At 59.3% G+C, this 19,301-nt stretch carries 16 protein-coding genes; 7 read left to right on the top strand and 9 right to left on the bottom strand.

The window, feature by feature from the left end; genetic code table 11:
• Positions 1-6: 6 nt before the first annotated feature.
• Both ACM6I5_RS23345 and ACM6I5_RS23340 read right to left on the bottom strand, forming a co-directional pair.
• The gene (locus ACM6I5_RS23345) at positions 7-1,038 is read right to left on the bottom strand and encodes a histone deacetylase family protein (protein ID WP_414884801.1); all 1,032 of its coding nucleotides are present in this window, start codon (positions 1,036-1,038) and stop codon (positions 7-9) included.
• A gap of 245 nt (positions 1,039-1,283) precedes the next feature.
• The gene (locus ACM6I5_RS23340; RefSeq protein WP_017341573.1) at positions 1,284-2,291 is read right to left on the bottom strand and encodes an AraC family transcriptional regulator; all 1,008 of its coding nucleotides are present in this window, start codon (positions 2,289-2,291) and stop codon (positions 1,284-1,286) included.
• A 211-nt stretch (positions 2,292-2,502) separates the two neighbouring features.
• On the opposite strand from ACM6I5_RS23340, the gene ACM6I5_RS23335 reads away from it, so the two are divergent.
• Complete coding sequence (locus ACM6I5_RS23335) at positions 2,503-5,913, top strand: dermonecrotic toxin domain-containing protein (RefSeq protein ID WP_414884800.1); 3,411 nt, start codon at positions 2,503-2,505, stop codon at positions 5,911-5,913.
• A gap of 77 nt (positions 5,914-5,990) precedes the next feature.
• Here the strand turns inward: ACM6I5_RS23335 and ACM6I5_RS23330 are convergent, their stop codons facing one another.
• From ACM6I5_RS23330 to aspA, 3 genes are all read right to left on the bottom strand, one after another.
• Entirely contained in the window at positions 5,991-6,995 is a 1,005-nt protein-coding gene (locus ACM6I5_RS23330; RefSeq protein ID WP_017341571.1) for an asparaginase, read from the bottom strand.
• Between the two features lie 165 nt (positions 6,996-7,160).
• A complete protein-coding gene (locus ACM6I5_RS23325) occupies positions 7,161-8,612 on the bottom strand; it encodes an alanine/glycine:cation symporter family protein (RefSeq protein ID WP_017341570.1) in 1,452 nt (483 codons plus the stop codon).
• Between the two features lie 530 nt (positions 8,613-9,142).
• Entirely contained in the window at positions 9,143-10,567 is a 1,425-nt protein-coding gene (gene aspA / locus ACM6I5_RS23320; protein ID WP_017341569.1) for an aspartate ammonia-lyase, read from the bottom strand.
• Between the two features lie 180 nt (positions 10,568-10,747).
• Here aspA and ACM6I5_RS23315 point away from each other — a divergent pair, with 180 nt between their 5' ends.
• Positions 10,748-11,659 carry a LysR substrate-binding domain-containing protein gene (locus ACM6I5_RS23315; RefSeq protein WP_017341568.1) on the top strand — a complete coding sequence of 304 codons (912 nt, stop codon included), beginning with the start codon at positions 10,748-10,750 and terminating at the stop codon, positions 11,657-11,659.
• 55 nt (positions 11,660-11,714) lie between these two features.
• Here ACM6I5_RS23315 and ACM6I5_RS23310 read toward each other — a convergent pair whose 3' ends face one another.
• Positions 11,715-12,308 (bottom strand): hypothetical protein, encoded by a 594-nt coding sequence (locus tag ACM6I5_RS23310; RefSeq protein ID WP_017341567.1) that lies wholly within the window; start codon positions 12,306-12,308, stop codon positions 11,715-11,717.
• Positions 12,309-12,364: 56 nt separating this feature from the next.
• A complete protein-coding gene (locus ACM6I5_RS23305; protein ID WP_017341566.1) occupies positions 12,365-13,039 on the bottom strand; it encodes a hypothetical protein in 675 nt (224 codons plus the stop codon).
• Between the two features lie 450 nt (positions 13,040-13,489).
• Here ACM6I5_RS23305 and purE point away from each other — a divergent pair, with 450 nt between their 5' ends.
• The 4 genes from purE (at position 13,490) to ACM6I5_RS23285 (ending at position 16,056) form a co-directional block, all read left to right on the top strand.
• Positions 13,490-13,981 (top strand): 5-(carboxyamino)imidazole ribonucleotide mutase, encoded by a 492-nt coding sequence (purE, locus tag ACM6I5_RS23300; protein WP_017341565.1) that lies wholly within the window; start codon positions 13,490-13,492, stop codon positions 13,979-13,981.
• A gap of 11 nt (positions 13,982-13,992) precedes the next feature.
• Positions 13,993-15,075, top strand: a complete 1,083-nt coding sequence (locus ACM6I5_RS23295) for a 5-(carboxyamino)imidazole ribonucleotide synthase (RefSeq protein ID WP_414880361.1) — start codon at positions 13,993-13,995, stop codon at positions 15,073-15,075.
• 110 nt (positions 15,076-15,185) lie between these two features.
• A complete protein-coding gene (locus tag ACM6I5_RS23290; protein WP_017341563.1) occupies positions 15,186-15,431 on the top strand; it encodes a GlsB/YeaQ/YmgE family stress response membrane protein in 246 nt (81 codons plus the stop codon).
• An 88-nt stretch (positions 15,432-15,519) separates the two neighbouring features.
• Positions 15,520-16,056, top strand: coding sequence for a DUF3299 domain-containing protein (locus ACM6I5_RS23285; protein WP_414884846.1), 537 nt, complete (start codon positions 15,520-15,522; stop codon positions 16,054-16,056).
• A 125-nt stretch (positions 16,057-16,181) separates the two neighbouring features.
• Here the strand turns inward: ACM6I5_RS23285 and ACM6I5_RS23280 are convergent, their stop codons facing one another.
• Together ACM6I5_RS23280 and ACM6I5_RS23275 are read right to left on the bottom strand one after the other, a co-directional pair.
• Entirely contained in the window at positions 16,182-17,081 is a 900-nt protein-coding gene (locus tag ACM6I5_RS23280) for a D-hexose-6-phosphate mutarotase (RefSeq protein ID WP_414880362.1), read from the bottom strand.
• A gap of 57 nt (positions 17,082-17,138) precedes the next feature.
• Positions 17,139-17,543: an acyl-CoA thioesterase gene (locus ACM6I5_RS23275; protein ID WP_007896491.1), complete on the bottom strand. Its 405-nt coding sequence runs from the start codon at positions 17,541-17,543 to the stop codon at positions 17,139-17,141.
• 361 nt (positions 17,544-17,904) lie between these two features.
• On the opposite strand from ACM6I5_RS23275, the gene ACM6I5_RS23270 reads away from it, so the two are divergent.
• The gene (locus tag ACM6I5_RS23270) at positions 17,905-19,203 is read left to right on the top strand and encodes an MFS transporter (RefSeq protein ID WP_017341560.1); all 1,299 of its coding nucleotides are present in this window, start codon (positions 17,905-17,907) and stop codon (positions 19,201-19,203) included.
• Positions 19,204-19,301: the final 98 nt, after the last annotated feature.

Here is a 19,301-nt window from a genome sequence, read left to right as displayed (position 1 = left end):
GTTTCCTCATTGAGCGCTTTCAAAACCTTCAAGAACGTTCACGGCGTTGATGCCGATTTCTTCGACCGCGTAACCGCCTTCCATCACGAACAGCGTCGGCACGCCGAGCTTCGCAATACGCTCGCCCATCGCCAGGTAATCCGGGCTGTCGAGCTTGAACTGGGAAATCGGATCGTCCTTGAACGTATCGACGCCCAGGGACACGACAACGATGTCGGCGCCGTATTGTTCGATCTCTTTGCAGGCGTGTTCCAGTGCCGCGCTCCAAATGTCCCAACCGCTGCCGGCGGGCAAAGGGTAGTTGAAGTTGAAGCCTTCACCCGCGCCTTCGCCCAGCTCGTCTTCATAACCGAGGAAGAACGGGAATTCGGCTTCCGGATGGCCGTGGATCGAGGTGAAGAGCACGTCGCTGCGTTCGTAGAAAATCGATTGCGTGCCGTTGCCGTGGTGGTAGTCGACGTCGAGGATCGCGACTTTCTTGTGGCCCTGATCGAGGAAAGCCTGAGCGGCGATAGCGGCGTTATTGAGGTAGCAATAACCCCCCATCAAGTCGCTGGCGGCGTGGTGTCCCGGTGGACGGCACAACGCGAAAGCACTGCGTGCGCCGCGCTGGATTTCTGCCTGGGCGGTGAGCGCCACTTGCGCTGCGCTGTACGCCGCTTGCCAGGTGCCGGCAGTGATCGGGGCGCCGCCGTCGAAGCTGTAATAGCCAAGCTGGCCATGCAGGCTGGTGGGCTTGATGGCGCGCAAGGTACGGGCCGGCCACGTGTAGGGCAGCAAGTCGCCGTCGGTGTTGAACTCGGTCCAACGGGACCAGGCGCCTTTGAAGAAGTCGAGGTAGTCGCGGCTGTGGATGCGCGCGATCGGGTCGAGGCCGAAATCCTTCGGCGCTTCGACGGGGCCCAGGTTCTGGTTTTTCACCCGTGCCAGTACGTGGTCGGCACGCGAAGGCATTTCGAAGCAGGGCTTGAGTTGCCCGTCTATCAATTCACAACGGCCGTGGTGCAGGTGGTGATCGTCCGAGTAGATCGTCAGCATTTCTTGTTCTCCGCAGGCTGAATCGGTTGGCTACAGTCTTGCGGCGGAAGGCGATTCGGAGAACGGCAGGAAAGGCCAAAAGGGGATTTATATGGCCAAAAAATCTGACCGAAATTCGCCCCTTTTTAATGCGCCAGGCCCTGGCGTGGCGCATGGAATGCAGACTCTGTGGGAGCGGGCTTGCCCGCGAAGGCGGCATTACAGCCGAGTCAGATGCACTGGTCTCTTCGCTGGCAAGCCAGCGCCTACAAGGGGCGGTGCTGCGGGCGGAACTGGCTCGGCGCTACTCCGCTCCAGCGCACAAAGGCATGGCGAAAACTCGCGGTCTCGCTGAAGCCCAGGGCCTCGGCGATCTGATAGATCGGCAACTGATCCTCGCACAGCAACAGCTTGGCCTGTTCGAAGCGCAATTCATCGAGCAGTTCCTGGTAGCTGCAGCCTAGGTCCTTGAGGTGCCGACGCAGGGTTCGCGCCGAACAATTCATCTGCTCGGCCAGGCCCTCCAACCCAGGCGCGGCATTCAGTTGCGCGCTGAGCAGTTGCCGAATTCGCCCCAGCCACGCCTGGCGCCCGGTGAACTCGACGTTCTGCTTGCGGCAGCGTTCGGCCATGGCTTGATGGGTAATCACATCGGACAACGGCAAGGGCTGGTCGAGCCAGTGCTTGTCGAAGGCGAAGGCGTTGTCCCGTGCTTCAAAATGCAGCGGGCAGTTGAAGTGTTCGGCGTAGGTCGCTTCGTAGTCGGGCGCGGCGTGTTCGAAGCGAGCAGCGAGCAGTGGCAGCGGATGACCGAGTAGGTCGTCGCAGATGACCTTGAGCGAAACCAGGCAGAACTCGGCGTTGAACACGGCCATCGCCGGGCTCTCACGATAATCGGCCGCGACGAACCAGACACGCTTGCCATCCTCCTCCAGGCTCAGTTCGAAAAGTGTTCCCAGCAACGCCGGATATCGCATCGCAAGGCGCAAAGCGTCACCGAAGGTGGCACTGGTCAGCAGTGCATAGCCGAGTATGCCGTAGCAGGACACGTGCATCCGCCGACCCAGTTCCAGGCCGATGTCACGCTTGAGTGCGACAGCGTTGGCGCAGACTTGCATCTCTTGATTGGTGGTGATGCGTGTGTCGGCGCGGTTCAGATCCGCCGCACTGATGCCGCTGCCGGCCAATAGCGCCTCACTGGACAAGCCTTCGGCCTTGAAGGTGTTGAGGATCAGCGAGACGGCGTTGAGGGTGGTGAGATGGGAGTGGAGCATGGGATGTTCCATTCTTGAGTTGCTGGAATGGGAGCAAGTTGTGTGCCTGATCGATAGGGTTTCGACAGGTCCGGCGAAACCATTGGTAACAGAAGTAGTATCCCGTTAACGCCTCCAATGCCTGCAAGGCCCCTACCTTGGTCATGACTGTCACGCCCATGCGTTGGCTGTCTTTACGACATTTTCATGTACCCAAGGATGGACCTGAACCTTGACATCTTCAGACGTTACACCAGCCGTTTCCCGTCCGCTGCGTCCGCTGCGTCCGGACGCCGAGGTGGTTTCACAGGCCTTGAGCATTTTGCACCTGTTTGCCGATCGACCGACCTTGCGAGAAACGGCACGAAGGACCTTGCAACAAGTCCTTGATGACCGGTTTCCCGGCTTCGATATCCCGGTGGCCACCGCTGTCGTTCTCGAACCTCGGCGGAGTGAAACCCCGACAGGGTCAAGCTTTGCCAGTTATCAAAGCCATGGACTGACGGATCTTTTGCTCGAAAGTTACTGGAAGGGCAGTTGCAGAGTATTCAGTGACGAGAGCTTTCTTTCACGGTACGCCAACGTAGAAACGCCTTCAGCCATTGACGTCGAGTTGAGCGAAATCCTGGAGGTGCTCGATGAGTGGGGGCCGCATTTGCTGGAGTGCTATCAACAAGAGCTGGCAGCCTTCTGGAGCCAATCGAACGAGGGCGACGCCAGTCCCTGGCAACAACTTCGCAACCTGTTTCAAGAGCAACTGCGCATGGCTTCTCAGGCACTTGCCGGTGATGCACTGCTGACGGTCCAGGGCGTGCTTGATTACCCCGATAATGCCCAGCGCGAAACAGCCCAGGGCGATGCGGCGACCGAGGCTGCCGTGACACTCGTGTGCGAGGACTCCAGCACCTTGATGCCGGATGATGTACTGGTCCTGTCGATGCGCCGCAAAGTGGAAGGGCGAACCATTGCGTTGCTGTTCACATTGACCGGCGGAATCGAAGTGTTCAGCTCCGAGGAAGCCATGACGCAATCATGGTTTGGTGCACGCCAGCGCCTGTCACTTAGCAACTACTGGGCTGAACATGACATTTTCGACGCACTGACCCTGAGCCTTCTCGAGCGTCAGTTGCAGGTTATCGCGACGATCAAGCCCGCGGTCTTCGTCGATTTGCCGACGCTCGAGCGACGGTTGGAGCAGATCAGTAGCCCGACGACGTTGCTCGGTGCCTTTCGGTCAGGTCATGAAGCCCGGTTGTCCACCCTCAAGGGCTTGTTGCCGTCATGGCTCAAGCAAGCCAGTCCGGTGCAGCGCGCTGCTTACAGCAGGCTGTTGGCCACGCTGGCGGCCCGCAATCGTACCGGTACTTCATTCCTGTCGGGCATCGTGCCGATTCATGAGTACGCCGAGCAGGCATTGAAGGCGCTGATGGTCGAGGACGATCCGGCCCGCAGGCCTGTTAGAGTGCGCGATATCGAGGTGGTGCAGCAGCGATTGGAGAACTCGGCATTCGAAATCATCGACCCGCCATTCCCCGAGCCTCGCTACCAATCAATCCGCTCGGCATTTGCCCAATTGGCGGTGAAAAATGTCGGCGCCTTGCCCCGGGTTCCAGCGCAGATTCTTTATCGCAGCGGCGAACCACCGCTGTGGCTGACCTATGACTATTTGAGGGAACTGACCAATCGCGCCGATCTTGGCCAGCGTTATCCCGACATGTTGCAGCGCAAATTGCTGGACGTCCCTCAGGAGTTCGAGCAGCGACGAGAACAGTTTCACGCGAGCATGTGCATTCAGCTGCCGCTGTTGGCGCTGGAGCTGAGAATCCGCAATCGTCTGACGGATCTGGCCTATCGGCAGGTTGTCGCCGCCCTGCAACCCGACGCGTTCGATCGTCAGGTCGAGGGACAGGCCATGGTGGTCAGACCGCTGGGATTCCAGACTGGAGCCGACTCCAGAAAGGACTACGTCTTGAACATGTTTGTGATCGGCCCGCAGGCGCTTGGACGCGGGCCATACATTCTCTACCGGCCTGCTTCGGTCGAGCCAATGCTCGAGTTTGTCTCGTGGGCAGCTCTGTTAAGTGCGATTCAGGAGGACCCGCCGTTGCAGGGCAGCGTGCTGGCCGGGCTCGCACCCTCCGTTCACCACGTCTATGCCAACGGCGGCTTTGTGGAGCCCCATGTGGGACGGGTCGTTTTCGGTGACTTCGACGCGCTCCTGCCACAACGTGTCTCGCTCGCCAGCGAGGCGTTGTCTGAGGACGTGTTCAGCGCGTTGTACCGGGCTTGCGCCCAGGCACTGATCAAGCGGGCCAAGGATGATTCCGTGTCGAACTCGGAGGCCCGTTGGGATCAACTCAAGGACTTCGGGTGGGCATTGTTCAACCTGCTACAGCCACTATTGGACGGCCCGTTTGCAGCCATGGGTCTGTTGGTGCAACTCACGAAAAGCGTTGAAGTGTTTGTCCAAAGCGAGCATCCCGACAGTCGATGGTCAGCGGCGGCCGATGTGTTGATGAACCTGGCCTTGATATTGGTGCATTCGGGGTCCCCCGTGCGTTCCATTGCGCGTGCCGAAGTGTCTGGCGTTGTCCGCGAAACCGCGCTGGAACAGCGTATCCAGCTCGCCAATAACCTCACGCGGCCTGCCTCAGCCGTTCCTGTCAAAGGGAAAACGAGGCTCTTTTATGGCTGGACCGGTGCGCGAGGCCAGTTGTCAGCGCGGCAACTGGCCAAACTGGACACCTTCAAGTTCCCGGCGCCGCCGCGCGAAAGTGGGTTGGTCAATTCCGGCGAGTTTCGTGGGCTTTATCGGCAAGATGGCTACTGGTATGCCTGCGTCGAGGATGACTGGTTTCGGGTTTCACCCACATTGGAGGGTGCGGTGATCACTGATCCGAAGGGTTCGCTGTTGAGGGGGCCCTGGCTCAAAAGCGACGAGCAGGGTCGCTGGAGCTTCGATTTCCGCCTACGGCTGCTGGGAGGCGCGGAGCTGAGTGTTCGGGCCAAAAGGAAGCTCAAGAAACTGGAGAAAAATGCGCGAGAGCTCTTGGCCGGATACGACAGGAAGGTGGCCGACGCCAGGCGGATGTCCAAAACCACTCATTCGCCGGCCGATGTAGAGAGCCTCATCATGGACCAGGCTGACCCGTTTGATGCCGCAGCCGCCAATATTGAGCAATTGACCCGGCCGGTGGGTGAAGAGTCGCTACAGCCAGCCGTCGATCAGTTGAGGGAGGCTGCCACGCGTCTTCGGGAACTGGCACAGCAAACACGTATTGAAATGTACAAATTGAGGAACCCGACCGCGGGTGCGGTGGAATATCTGTTGGGGAAGGAAGAGATAAGCATCCGCAAGATCGGCGGGCGAACCGATAGCTCTGCGGGTAAAGGCACTGATTTTTTGCAGGAATACGAGATCCGCGACCCCGGCAACAATGTGCTGTGGTATGCACATTTTCACTACCGGACAAAGGTGGCTGCGCCAGATTCCTTTATCAAGGCCCATCTGAAAACGGCCGCGCAGCGCCGCCTGGGTCTGAATTTTCAGAAGGATCAACAGGCCGCTGGCCACGCTGTGACCAGCATATGGCGCGGTGAGATTAGCCCTACGATGGCCAAACAGGTGTTTTTCCATCTATAGACTCAAGCGACAGGGCAAGCCTTCCTGACGGCGACGGGTAGGAAGGCTCGCACAAGGTTGCAAGCCAGCCCCGTGCCTCAGATCAATTCGCCACACAGATCCAGCTCCACCAGGGTGCGGACCTCATCGGTGCCAAGCCCCGTACCCAGCAGCCCATGCAACTTGCCGAACGCCGCTTCACGGGTCATGCCGCCGCCAGACAACACGCCGACGCCACGCAAACGACTGCCCGCCTCGTAGACATCCAGCTCGACACCACCTTCATGGCATTGCGTCACCGCAACCACCACCACGCCGTTGTCCCGCGCGCGACCGAGGCTGGCAAGAAACTCGGGGTTGTCGCTCGGCCCGGTGCCGCTGCCGTAGCACTCCAGCACCAGGCCCTGGATGCCGCTGTTCAGCACGCCATCGAGTTGCTCGGCGCCAATGCCGGGGAACAGCGGCAACACAGCAACTTTCGCCAGCTGCTTGCTCTGGTTGTAGTTCAACGCGGCGGGCAGTGAAGAAGCCTTCGCTCCGCCGCCTTGGCGCTCCAGGCGCTTGAACGGATGCCGACCGAAACTGCGGACTTTCGCGCAACGGGTCGGATCCAGCAATTCGCCATGGAAGTACAGATGAACGCCCGGTGCCAAGCCATGACCCAACGCCACCAACGCGCCGCCGAGGTTTTCCCAGGCATCGCTGTCGGTCACGCCGGCCGGCAGCATCGAACCGGTAAAGCACACGCGGGCGTTCAGGCCCAGCAATTGAAAGCTCATGGCCGCAGCGCTATAAGCCAGCGTGTCGGTGCCGTGCAGGATCAGCACACTGTCGCAGCCCTGTACGTCGACGGCATCGACCACGGCCTCGCGCAGTTGCTGCCAATACGCCGGAGACATGTTGGCGCTGTCGATCAGCGGCGACATCTCGCGAAAGCGCCACTGCGGTACCACCAGTTCCGGCTGGCTGTGCAGGTATTCGCGCATCCGCGCTTCGAAACCGGATGCCGGTGCCAGGCCGTGTTCGCTGGCTTGCATGCCGATGGTGCCACCGGTGTAGAGCACCATGACGTGCTGGGCGGCAGGAAAGGAATTGGGAACCATGGGGAAGTCTCCGCAAGAGATGGCATGTGGGAGCCAGCCGGCTGGCGATGACGGACTGTCAGTTGACACATTAGTGTCTAACATACCGCCATCGCGAGCCGGCTCGTTCCCACAGGTTGTGCACTTTAACTGACGGGCGCAGGGGATGCGCCCGTCATTCACCGATCAGCGTTGCGCTGCGGGTACGCCTTGCGCTTCAGCTTCTGCCTTGGTGGCGGCGGCTGGCGGGTTGGCTGGCCAGGCGTTCAGGTCCAGGTCCAGATCCGGGAACTTGCTCGAATCGAACACTGGAGTCTTGATCCCGGCAGCGCGCTGGTCATCGTAGTCGCGCAGGATGCGCATACCGACCTTGAACAGCAGGAACAGCGCAATCAGGTTCACGAACGCGAGCAGGGTCATGGTGATGTCGGCAAACGCGAACACCGTGCCGAGGTTCTCGATCGCACCCCAGAAGATCAACACCAGTACCAGTGCGCGGTAGCCTATCAGCGCCTTGCGGTTTTCACCGATCAGGAAGCGCAGGTTGCTCTCGCCCAGGTAGTAGTTGTAGAGAATCGAAGTGAACACGAACAACGCCAATGCCACGGAGATAAACATCCGGCCCCAGTCGCCCACGACAGCGGCGAGCGAGTTCTGGGTCAGGGCAATGCCATCGCCTTCGAAGCCCGGGGTGTAGAAGCCCGAGAGCAGGATCAGCAAGGCGGTGCAGGTGCAGATCACGAAGGTGTCGAGGAACACGCTGAACGCCTGAACCACGCCTTGTGCCACCGGGTGTTCAACCGACGCCACGGCTGCCACGTTTGGCGCACTGCCCAGGCCCGCTTCGTTGGCGAACACGCCACGCTTCACGCCCATGACGATGGCACTGCCAATCAGTCCGCCGAAGGCCTGGTCGAGACCGAAGGCGCTTTTGACGATGGTCATCAGCATCGCCGGTACGTGGTCGAATTGCAGCACGATCACATAGATGGTCACGCCGATGTACACCAGGGTTTTCACCGGCACCAACAGGTCAGCGACCTTGGCGATGCGCTTGATCCCGCCGATGAACACCAGACCCAGCAACACTGCCAGGGTCAGGCCGGTCCAGGTGGTATCGAAGCCGAACGCGTTGTTCAGCGAGTGCGTCACAGCGTGGGATTGCAGGCCGTTGAACGCGAACCCGAAAGTCACCAGCAACAGGAACGCCATGATCATGCCCAACCAGCGTTTCTGCAGACCGTGCTGGATGTAATAGGACGGGCCGCCACGGTAAGTGCCGTCAGCGTCGGCGCGTTTGTAGAGCTGTCCGAGGGAGCATTCGAAGAAGCTGCTGGACATGCCGACCAGTGCGGTCACCCACATCCAGAACACCGCACCTGGCCCACCGAGGGTCACGGCAATGCCGACACCGGCGATGTTGCCTGCACCGACGCGGCCAGCGAGGCTGAGCATCAGGGCCTGGAACGAGCTGAGTTGGCCGGCGCTGCTTTTGAGACTGTCGCGGAACACCGCGAACATGTGGAAGAAGTGACGCAATTGAACGAAACGCGAGCGGATCGTGAAGTAGCTACCGAGCCCGACAATGAGCACGATCAGTACTTTCCCTGAGAGGAAGTCGTTAATGACTTCGAGCATGGATTATTCCTCGCTGTTTTTTGTGTAGGCAAATGCTGGGCGGTCGGAAACATCGCGTTACACCGGTTTGCGCACGGCAAAACAGGCGAGGCGACGTTTCGTCCCGATTTCATATTGCGGGTTTGTTATTAGTTCGGGTTTCGCATGGGTTTGGGCCTCGTTACCGACGACCGCTCACGCGAAGAGGGGCGGCACTATACCTAGGAGAGTGCCGTCCGTCTGCACGGTTGTGGTGCAAGCATCGAAACGAAGCCTTTGAAACGCCCGACGTTACCGGCGCCGGGTTTATGCGGAAGCTGCTTTTCTGTGGGAGCGGGCTTGCTCGCGAATGCGGTCTGACATCCACTATTTATGGTGACTGACACATCGCTTTCGCGAGCAAGCCCGCGCCCACATTTCTCAGCCCCCAGACATTCTGATTTACTGCCAAAGAGTTAAAAAAAAGGGCCTGGGGAATAAACCCCAAGCCCTCAAAAGGTGAGAGGTGTCTAGTCCCTCGACCTGGTGAGCGGTGCTACTGATGCGTCGGTTCAGGCCTTAAGCGGCACCAGACGCGGAGCAATCATGTTTTCCGGGCGCAGGATGTCGGCGAGCATTTCTTCGTCGAGCAAGCCTTCTTCGCGCACCAGTTCCAGCACGCCGCGGCCGCTTTCGAGGGCGATACGGGCGATGCGGGTGGCGTTTTCATAGCCGATGTACGGGTTCAGCGCGGTGACCAGGCCGATCGAGTGCTCGACCAGTTCGCGGCAGCGGGCTTCGTTGGCGGTGATGCCGGTGATGCAGTGCTCGCGCAGCATGTCCATGGCGCGTTGCAGCAGACGGATCGAGTCGAAGATCTTGAAGGCGATCAGCGGCTCCATCACGTTCAGTTGCAGTTGGCCGCCTTCGGCCGCAATGGTCAGCGCCAGGTCGTTGCCGATAATCTGGAACGCTACCTGGTTTACCGCTTCCGGGATGACCGGGTTGACCTTGCCAGGCATGATCGAGCTGCCTGGCTGACGCGCTGGCAGGTTGATTTCATTGATGCCGGTGCGTGGGCCGCTGGACAGCAGGCGCAGGTCGTTGCAGATCTTCGACAGCTTGACCGCGGTGCGCTTGAGCATGCCGGAGAACAGTACGAACGCGCCCATATCGGAGGTGGCTTCGATCAGGTCGGCCGCCGGTACCAGCGGATGACCGCTGATGGTCGCCAGACGTTGAACGGCCAGGTGCTGGTAACGCGGGTCGGCGTTGATGCCGGTGCCAATCGCGGTACCGCCCAGGTTCACTTCGGTCAGCAGTTCTGGTGCCAGTGTCTTCAGGCGTGCCAGGTCTTCGCCCAGGGTGGTGGCGAAAGCGCGGAATTCCTGGCCGAGGGTCATCGGCACGGCGTCTTGCAGCTGGGTACGACCCATCTTCAGAACGTGGCTGAATTCTTCACCCTTGGCGGCGAACGACTGGATCAGGCTGTCGAGGCTGGCCAGCAGCGCGTCGTGGCCCAGCAGCAGACCCAGGCGGATCGCGGTCGGGTAGGCGTCGTTGGTCGACTGCGCCATGTTCACGTCGTTGTTCGGGTGCAGGTATTGGTATTCGCCCTTCTGGTGACCCATGGCCTCCAGCGCGATGTTGGCGATGACTTCGTTGGCATTCATGTTGGTTGAAGTGCCAGCGCCGCCTTGAATCATGTCCACCACGAACTCTTCGTGGAAATCGCCGCGGATCAATCGTGCACAGGCTTCGCTGATGGCAGCGTGCTTGGCTTCGCTCAGGTGACCCAGCTCGCGGTTGGCGTCAGCGGCGGCTTGTTTGACCATGGCCAGGCCGACAACCAGCTTCGGGTAATGCGAAATCGGAACGCCGGAGAGACGGAAGTTGTTCACCGCTCGCAGGGTCTGGATGCCGTAATACGCTTGAGCCGGTACTTCGAGTACGCCAAGCAGGTCTTTTTCTGTGCGGAAAGATGCAGCGGAGGACATGATAGAAATCATCTCGATATGGACCCGGTCTGTGCCGGAACACCGCAAATGCTAGGCTTGTGGAGAGTTTTCGGCCAATGCTGTTAAACACTGGCCTATGCATATTCGGCATAATGCCCGTGTGACGCCGTGTGTGCGGCGAGCGTGTGACCTAATTTGGTGCGTGTCCGGGAGGACGTGATGAATCTGGAAAGTAAATGGCTTGAGGACTTCAGTGCCCTGGCCGCCACCCGCAGCTTCTCCCAGGCTGCGGAACGCCGCTTCGTGACGCAGCCGGCGTTCAGCCGACGGATCCGCAGCCTCGAAGCCGCACTGGGGCTGCAACTGGTCAACCGTTCGCGCACGCCGGTCGAGTTGACGGCGGCGGGGCAGTTGTTCCTGGTCACCGCACGGACCGTGGTCGAGCAGCTCGGCGAAGTCCTGCGCCACCTGCACCATCTGGAAGGCGGGCAGGGTGAAGTGATGCAGGTCGCCGCCGCCCACTCCCTGGCATTGGGCTTCTTTCCGCGCTGGATCGCGCAGTTGCGTAATGAAGGTTTGAACATTGCTACACGGCTGGTGGCGACCAACGTTGGCGACGCGGTGCATGCATTGCGCGAAGGCGGGTGCGATCTGATGCTGGCGTTCTATGACCCTGACGCCGCCATGCAGATGGACCCGGAGATCTTTCCGTCTCTGCATCTGGGGCACACGGAAATGCTGCCGGTGTGTGCGGCGGATGCCAATGGCAAGCCGCTGTTCGATCTGGAGGGCGAAGCCAGCGTTCCTTTGTTGGCCTACAGCGCCGGAGCGTTTCTCGGACGTTCGGTGAACGGCTTGCTGCGCCAGCGTGCGCTGAGGTTTACCACAGTGTACGAAACCGCCATGGCTGACAGCTTGAAAAGCATGGCCTTGGAAGGGTTGGGGATTGCCTGGGTCCCGCAACTGAGCGTACGGGCCGAATTGGCTCGTGGTGAACTGGTGGTCTGTGGCGGCCCGCAATGGCATGTGCCGCTGGAGATTCGTCTTTACCGCTGCGCACTGGTGCGCAAGGCGAACGTGCGATTGTTGTGGCGCAAGCTGGAAGGCGGGGCGGCTAGCCCCGCTTCCTGAGTCGGGTGCAAGCCCATGCAAAAGGCTCGCACCCGATGGTCAGCTCACCGGTGTTTCAGTCGAACTGATCGAGGTAGTGACGAATATTCTCTCGGTTCTTGTCGCTGAAACGGTAGGCATTGCCACGAAACGTGGTCGCCCAGTCAGCTTTCATGACCGTGTCATGCCACCAGCCGTCATAGATCACGTCCGCATCGTCATGGGTGGCCCCGAACATGTGGCCCACCTCGTGGGCGGGTGCCATGTAATAAAATATCGAAGCGATTCCACTCTGGCCTTTTTCGATCGCGGCGCCGGCAACGCTGCTGTTGATTGGGCTGCGAGTTAACAAGAGGAATTTATTGAGGTCTGGATCATAAGGGCGGCTCTCCTCCACCTTCGAAGTAAACTCTTTAACCATTGCTTTCCAGCCCTGACCTGAATCGTAAACACTTTCATTTTTGTAATGGTAATGGGTCATTCCCGGAGACGTGGCTTTAGAGCTGAAGATGATTGTGACGCCACGACCGGATATATGCTCAAGCTCGGTTTTCAGCCAGGCGAAGTGGTCGTCGTAAAGTTTTCCTTCATCGTACCCGTCCAGGTCGTCGTGGATAAAAACAATTAAAAGTATAGGTTTTTTTGCTTGATTGGTTTTAATGTGTTTCATGCGGTTTTCCTTGTTGTTATTCATTGTTGGGGTGGGAGAGGGCCGTCGTGGAACTTTCAATACAGGCTGTCGACATAGGCCTTGATACGTTTTTCGTTTGCTTGGCTAAAAACATAACAATTAGAGCGAAGTACAAACGATTCCGGGAACATAAAGGTTTCACACCACCATCCGTTATAAATAATTTCGCTGTCGTCATGGCGTGCATTAAAGGTATGCCCGAGTTCATGCCCTATTGCCTGCCCTTGTTCAAACGAGGCGATCGCGGAGTGTCCGGGTAGAGTCGCGAGCCCTCCGATGCCGCCCATTAGCGGACTGCCATTGATATAATCGTTGGTGATCAAGAGAATCCGGTCATTGCGAGAAGACAAAAACTCGTTGTTTTTGTGTCGTTCTTTTTTATATTCCCAGCTGAGCTTTTTCCACTCTTCAAACATTTTATGGGGGGTGTCAGATTTGTAGTTGAAGTTGGTATAGGGTGGGCGGTTCCGATCGAAGACCACTGAGATGTCGCGGCCAGTGATACGCTTGAACTCGATGACAAAGGGTCGAATTCGATCAACGTAGGTTAAGTTTCGTTTCGATTCAGGAACATCGTCATGGAAGATGACGAAAATCCGGATCGGATTAAAAGGATCGTCTTTGAGTGTATTGTCATTTGCTGCATGGGCACAGATATGGATGCTCAAGGTGGTGACAAGTGTCAGTAGTGCTTTTAATAAAGTGTGCATGATCAAGGCTCGTGGAAAAATCGCTCTCGGTGATTTGGTTGAGGGCGTTAAGAGGGGTCATTGATTAAGTAAGTGGCACGTTAGTTTGGTGCCGCTTTATATATAGCACGAGTTTTTTCCGGATCTAAACTTGTTGATATCCCTTATTTATTACTTGGTGTTTTAAAGTGATAAATGGAACTTCTTGTGCGCATTGGTCAGCGAGGGGGTTATTGCCCTGAAGGGCGGCGGTGGGCTCTGTGCGCTCTTGACCTTCAAGTCAATAAAACCGGCACTTTGTGCCGTATGACAGATGGTCGTTTCGGGGGCTGTTTATCCGCTTCATTGAGGTATACTGCGCGGCCTTCGGCCGGTTCGTCCGGCCATTTTTCGTACAATCAAGCCACGCATTTTGCGTGGCTTGTTGTTTTTTGACGCGCCTGCGGGCGCCCAGAGAGAAGAGGCACGACGATGAGTGCACTGGTTGGCGTGATCATGGGCTCCAAGTCCGATTGGTCCACCCTTAGCCACACCGCCGATATGCTGGAAAAGCTCGGCATCCCTTATGAGGTGAAAGTGGTCTCTGCCCACCGCACCCCGGACCTGCTGTTCCAGTACGCCGAAGAGGCCGAGGCGCGTGGCATCGAGGTGATCATCGCCGGTGCCGGTGGCGCGGCCCACTTGCCAGGCATGTGTGCGGCCAAGACCCACCTGCCGGTGCTGGGCGTTCCGGTGCAGTCGTCGATGCTCTCGGGCGTCGATTCGCTGCTTTCCATCGTGCAGATGCCTGCGGGCATTCCGGTCGCCACCCTGGCCATCGGCAAGGCAGGCGCAATCAACGCAGCGCTGCTGTCGGCGAGTATCCTTGGCGCCAAGCACCCGCAGTTCCACGCGGTGCTGAAAACCTTCCGTGCTGAGCAGACAGACAGCGTCCTGGAAAATCCAGACCCACGCATCGCCTGAGGTTGTTGACGATGAAGATCGGTGTAATCGGTGGCGGCCAGTTGGGTCGCATGTTGGCGCTGGCGGGTACTCCGCTGGGCATGAACTTCGCTTTCCTGGACCCCGCGCCGGATGCTTGCGCAGCCGCGTTGGGCGAACACCTGCGGGCCGATTACGGCGATCAGGATCACCTGCGTCAGCTGGCCGAAGAAGTCGATCTGGTGACGTTCGAGTTCGAAAGCGTCCCGGCCGAAACCGTGGCATTCCTGTCGCAGTTCGTCCCGGTCTACCCGAGCGCCGAAGCCCTGCGCATCGCCCGCGATCGCTGGTTCGAGAAGAGCATGTTCAAGGACCTGGGGATTCCCACCCCGGCGTTCGCCGACATCCAGTCGCAAGCCGATCTGGAGGCCGCCGTGGCCTCCATCGGTCTGCCAGCCGTATTGAAAACCCGCACCCTGGGTTACGACGGCAAGGGCCAGAAAGTCCTGCGCACCGCTGAAGACGTGGTCGGTACCTTCGCTGAACTGGGCAGCGTTGCCTGCCTGCTGGAAGGCTTCGTGCCGTTCACCGGCGAAGTGTCGCTGATTGCCGTGCGTGCCCGCGATGGCGAAACCAAGTTCTACCCGCTGGTTCACAACACCCACGACAGTGGCATCCTCAAACTGTCCGTAGCCAGCACCGACCACCCGTTGCAAGCCTTGGCCGAAGACTACTCCAGCCGCGTGCTCAAGCAGTTGAACTACGTTGGCGTGATGGCGTTCGAGTTCTTTGAAGTCGACGGTGGCCTGAAGGCCAACGAAATTGCGCCGCGCGTTCACAACTCCGGGCACTGGACCACCGAAGGCGCCGAATGCAGCCAGTTCGAAAACCACCTGCGGGCCGTTGCCGGTCTGCCGCTGGGGTCGACGGCCAAGGTGGGCGAGAGCGCGATGCTCAACTTCATCGGCAAAGTGCCAGAGACCGAAAAAGTCCTGGCCATCGCCGATTGCCATCTGCATCACTACGGCAAAGCGTTCAAGGTCGGCCGCAAGGTCGGTCACGCCAACCTGCGTTGTGCAGACCGCGAGACACTGGCGGCACAGATCCTCAAGGTCGAAGCGCTGATCGCCGAATAAACAGTTTCATGTGGCGGCGGCGGAACCATTCAGGGGCCGCCGTTCTCTCATGGCAGGATGCGAAAGTCTGACTAGTCTTTCGCATGACCAACCAATCAGAGGGAAATGCCATGGGAATTATCGGAACCATCTTTATCGGCTTGATTGTCGGCCTGCTGGCCCGGTTCCTGAAACCGGGTGATGACAGCATGGGTTGGATCATGACCATCCTGCTCGGTATCGGCGGTTCGCTGGCGGCCACTTACGGCGGTCAGGCCCTGGGCTTCTATCAGGCCGGCCAGGGCGCAGGCTTCCTGGGTGCGCTGGTTGGCGCCGTGGTATTGCTGGTGATCTACGGCTTGATCAAAAAGAACTGATCCAGGCGACAAAGCCCTCTCTGCGCCGCACGCAGGGAGGGCTAGAATGCTCGGCGTTCTACCGTCCTTTCTCTTGCCGAGCACCTTCATGCGCCGTCTTCTGTTGACTCTTCTTCTACTGGGTTCGGGCCTTGCCCATGCCGGCGAACTGCCGGAGACCGACTGGCTCGAACTGATGCCCAAGTCGGACCAGAAAGCCCTCGAGGCCATGCCCGAAATCGATCACAACTCCCCCGAAGCCAATGGCACCTTTACCGAAAAGGGTGGCATGAAGCAGAGCAAGGGCTTGCCGGCGGTGATGTATTCGACCAAAACCGTGCCGTCGATGAACGACAAGAACATCCGTATCGGCGGTTATCCGGTGCCGCTGGAATCAGACGCCAAGGGCCGCAGCACGCTGTTCTTCCTCGTGCCATATCCGGGCGCCTGCATCCACGTGCCGCCACCGCCGCCTAACCAGTTGGTGCTGGTGCGCTATCCGAAAGGGTTGAAGCTGGATGATATCTACACGCCGCTCTGGGTGACCGGCACGTTGAAGATCGAGAAGGTCAACAACGATCTGGCCGATGCGGCGTATGCGCTGGATGCGGCGAAAGTTCGGGTGGTGCAGGAATCAGATCTCTAGCAGCCAGCCAAAATAACTGTGGGAGCCAGCCTGCTGGCGATAGCGGTCCGTCAGGCACTTTCAAGTTGACTGACATGACACCATCGCCAGCAGGCTGGCTCCCACAGTTCGTATTGCGGTGTTGATTAGAGAAGTGTGCTGGCGATGTTCACACCGAGGGTGTGGGTGGCGCCCGGTTTCAGCGTGATCACATCATCCATCACATTCGCCGTCTCGATGCACAGCATGCGCTGCCAGCCATCGTCTGCCATATCACTGAACGCCGCCGCGCGATCAATCCACGGGTTCCAGATCACTGCCGTGCGCGAACCGCTGCTGGTCAGCTCGATGTGCCGCTCCCACGCCGGATCGACAATGCTCAGCTTCGCCGGGGTGTTCAGGTAGATGCGATCGGTCTCGCCGGTGAAGCGCAGGTCACCGGTCTGGGTCTTGGTTTTCCAGTCTTCCAGGGTCTCGATGTAATTCAAGCCATCCAGCCCTTCAACGTGCACATTGCGCACGTCGCTGACCGCGAAATAGCTGTGCAGCGCCTGGCTGATGGTGACGGTATCGGTGCCCTGGTTGTGGCTGGTCAGGCTGATGTGCAGTTGCTCATCCAGTCGAATGCTCAACTTCAAATCCACCTGATGCGGCCAGCCCGGAAAGCCGCCTTCGGGGTAGGGCAGGACAAATTCCACCTTCAGGCTTTCCCCTTCGGTTTCGATGCCGCCCAGCTCCCAGTCCATCGCCCGTACAAAGCCGTGGGCGGTCGGCGGTTCGTTGCTGACGCGCATCGCCTGGACGCTCTGCGGGTTGCGCGAAAGGTTGCCGAACCACGGCCAGCACACCGGCACGCCGGCGCGGATGCTCTTGCCGGTCTTGAACACAGCCTCGTCGTTGAGCCAGATCAGCGGCGGTTGGCCAGCCAATTGATAACTCAGGATGTGCGCGCCTTGCTGGGCCACCAGCAATTCGGCCTGACCGTGGCGGATGCGCCAGCAGTTCAGTTCATCCAGTTTTACGGCTTCAACGTTGGGCGTGCTCATGGGGCAACTCTCGATCGGGAACGATGGCAGCTATGGACCGCAAAACGGTCGCCGTGTTTAACGCGCGCGTGGCGGAACCGAACGGGTGCGACCGCTGCCGTCGATGGCAACAAACACAAACACGGCTTCAGTGACTTTACGCCACTCGCTCGACAGCGGATCGTCGCTCCAGACTTCGACCATCATCTGAATCGAGCTGCGGCCGATTTCCAGTGCCTGGGTATAGAAGGAGAGCTGAGCGCCCACCGCCACCGGAACCAGGAACGCCATGCGATCGATCGCCACGGTAGCCACCCGGCCGCCAGCGACTTTGCTGGCCATTGCGGTGCCGGCCAAATCCATCTGCGCCACCAGCCAGCCGCCGAAAATATCGCCGAAACCGTTGGTTTCACGAGGAAGCGCGGTGATTTGCAGGGCCAGGTCGCCTTGCGGGATTGGATCTTCTTGTTCGAGCTCTATCATGCCGGGGGTGCCTCTGACCCGTGACTCTTCATTGGTACTTCAGGTGAATAGCCGTCTCAAGGAAAAACGATTCAGCCCCGAACATACTACGTTCGTCACGTTTTTCGTGAGGCGCCTAAAGGGAAACTCTGCGAAATCGACTGGTTGGCCAGCAGCGTCTTCGCACAGCAACCCTTTCAAGCTGTTCAAGATCGCGAGTATATCGATCGGTAGACTCCGAGACGACCGTCCGGTTCTCATTTTGACCGTCAAATACGCACCTCTATGTGCTTTTTCGAACAATTTGCTATCGTGCCGGACCTGCCCAAGCCTCCGCCAGCGTTGTTGGGGTTGCAGATCCGACTATTAGAGAAGCCTTGCCATGACCACAGCGCCCTCGAGCATCGCGCAGCCGACCCAGCCCGCACGTCCGTTGACCCGCAATGATTACAAGACTTTATCGCTGTCCGCCCTGGGCGGCGCGCTGGAGTTCTACGACTTCATCATTTTCGTGTTCTTCGCCACGGTGGTCGGCAAGCTGTTCTTCCCGGCCGATATGCCCGAGTGGCTGCGCCTGATGCAGACCTTCGGCATCTTTGCCGCCGGCTACCTGGCGCGGCCGCTGGGCGGCATTGTGATGGCGCACTTCGGCGACCTGTTGGGTCGCAAGAAGATGTTCACCCTGAGTATTTTCATGATGGCGGTGCCGACCCTGATCATGGGTTTGCTGCCGACGTACGCGCAGATCGGCATGTGGGCGCCGATCCTGTTGCTGCTGATGCGCGTGATTCAAGGCGCGGCGATTGGCGGTGAAGTGCCTGGCGCATGGGTCTTCGTTTCCGAACACGTGCCGCAGCGGCACATCGGCTACGCCTGCGGCACCCTGACCAGCGGTCTGACCGCGGGCATCCTCCTGGGCTCACTGGTTGCCACGGCGATCAACAGCCTTTACACGCCGGTGGAAGTGGCGGATTACGCATGGCGGATCCCATTCCTGCTGGGTGGCGTGTTTGGTCTGTTCTCGGTTTACCTGCGCCGCTGGCTGCACGAGACGCCAGTGTTCGCCGAACTGCAACTGCGCAAGGCCCTGGCCGAAGAAGTGCCGCTGCGCGCTGTGTTGCGCGACCATCGCGGGGCGATTCTGATTTCCATGCTGCTGACCTGGTTGCTGTCCGCTGCCATCGTGGTGTTGATTTTGATGACCCCGACCGTGTTGCAGACGGTTCACCACTTCTCGGCGACCACCGCCCTGCAGTCCAACAGCGTGGCGATCGTGTTCCTGAGCGTTGGCTGCATCATTGCCGGTGCCCTGGCAGATCGCTTCGGCGCAGGCCGGGTGTTCGTGTTCGGCTGTGCTGCGTTACTGGCCAGCTCCTGGACCTTCTACCACAGCCTGGCCGAGCATCCTGACTGGCTGTTCCCTATGTACGCCTTGACTGGCTTGCTGGTGGGCACCATCGGCGCGGTTCCGTATGTCATGGTCAAGGCATTCCCGCCGGTGGTGCGCTTCAGCGGCCTGTCGTTCTCTTATAACGTGGCTTACGCCATCTTCGGTGGCCTGACGCCGATGATCGTGAGCCTGCTGCTCAAGGAGAGCCCGATGGGCCCGGCGTATTACGTCGCGGTTCTGTGCGGGGTCGGGATCCTGGTGGGGGCGTATCTCTGGAAGAAGGGGCGCTGATCCCTAAATTGTCTGTAGCTATACCGGCCCCAATCGCCAGCAGGCTGGCTCCCACATTGAAATGCATTCCAAAGTGGGAGCCAGCCTGCTGGCGATCA

Origin of the sequence: Pseudomonas sp. IT-P171 (genome assembly GCF_949767765.1) — a bacterium.
GTDB classification, from domain to species: Bacteria; Pseudomonadota; Gammaproteobacteria; order Pseudomonadales; family Pseudomonadaceae; genus Aquipseudomonas; species Aquipseudomonas fluorescens_B.
The sequence above is the reverse complement of the archived record's forward strand: the minus strand, read 5'-3'. Positions and strand labels throughout refer to the sequence as shown.

What these genes read in the sequence shown, in the direction of transcription:
- ACM6I5_RS23345 (WP_414884801.1), bottom strand. Translation starts at nt 1,038, where the DNA reads ATGCTGACGATCTACTCGGACGATCACCACCTGCACCACGGCCGTTGT.
- ACM6I5_RS23340 (WP_017341573.1), bottom strand. Translation starts at nt 2,291, where the DNA reads ATGCTCCACTCCCATCTCACCACCCTCAACGCCGTCTCGCTGATCCTC.
- ACM6I5_RS23330 (WP_017341571.1), bottom strand. Translation starts at nt 6,995, where the DNA reads ATGGTTCCCAATTCCTTTCCTGCCGCCCAGCACGTCATGGTGCTCTAC.
- ACM6I5_RS23325 (WP_017341570.1), bottom strand. Translation starts at nt 8,612, where the DNA reads ATGCTCGAAGTCATTAACGACTTCCTCTCAGGGAAAGTACTGATCGTG.
- aspA (WP_017341569.1), bottom strand. Translation starts at nt 10,567, where the DNA reads ATGTCCTCCGCTGCATCTTTCCGCACAGAAAAAGACCTGCTTGGCGTA.
- ACM6I5_RS23315 (WP_017341568.1), top strand. Translation starts at nt 10,748, where the DNA reads ATGAATCTGGAAAGTAAATGGCTTGAGGACTTCAGTGCCCTGGCCGCC.
- ACM6I5_RS23310 (WP_017341567.1), bottom strand. Translation starts at nt 12,308, where the DNA reads ATGAAACACATTAAAACCAATCAAGCAAAAAAACCTATACTTTTAATT.
- ACM6I5_RS23305 (WP_017341566.1), bottom strand. Translation starts at nt 13,039, where the DNA reads ATGCACACTTTATTAAAAGCACTACTGACACTTGTCACCACCTTGAGC.
- purE (WP_017341565.1), top strand. Translation starts at nt 13,490, where the DNA reads ATGAGTGCACTGGTTGGCGTGATCATGGGCTCCAAGTCCGATTGGTCC.
- ACM6I5_RS23295 (WP_414880361.1), top strand. Translation starts at nt 13,993, where the DNA reads ATGAAGATCGGTGTAATCGGTGGCGGCCAGTTGGGTCGCATGTTGGCG.
- ACM6I5_RS23290 (WP_017341563.1), top strand. Translation starts at nt 15,186, where the DNA reads ATGGGAATTATCGGAACCATCTTTATCGGCTTGATTGTCGGCCTGCTG.
- ACM6I5_RS23285 (WP_414884846.1), top strand. Translation starts at nt 15,520, where the DNA reads ATGCGCCGTCTTCTGTTGACTCTTCTTCTACTGGGTTCGGGCCTTGCC.
- ACM6I5_RS23280 (WP_414880362.1), bottom strand. Translation starts at nt 17,081, where the DNA reads ATGAGCACGCCCAACGTTGAAGCCGTAAAACTGGATGAACTGAACTGC.
- ACM6I5_RS23275 (WP_007896491.1), bottom strand. Translation starts at nt 17,543, where the DNA reads ATGATAGAGCTCGAACAAGAAGATCCAATCCCGCAAGGCGACCTGGCC.
- ACM6I5_RS23270 (WP_017341560.1), top strand. Translation starts at nt 17,905, where the DNA reads ATGACCACAGCGCCCTCGAGCATCGCGCAGCCGACCCAGCCCGCACGT.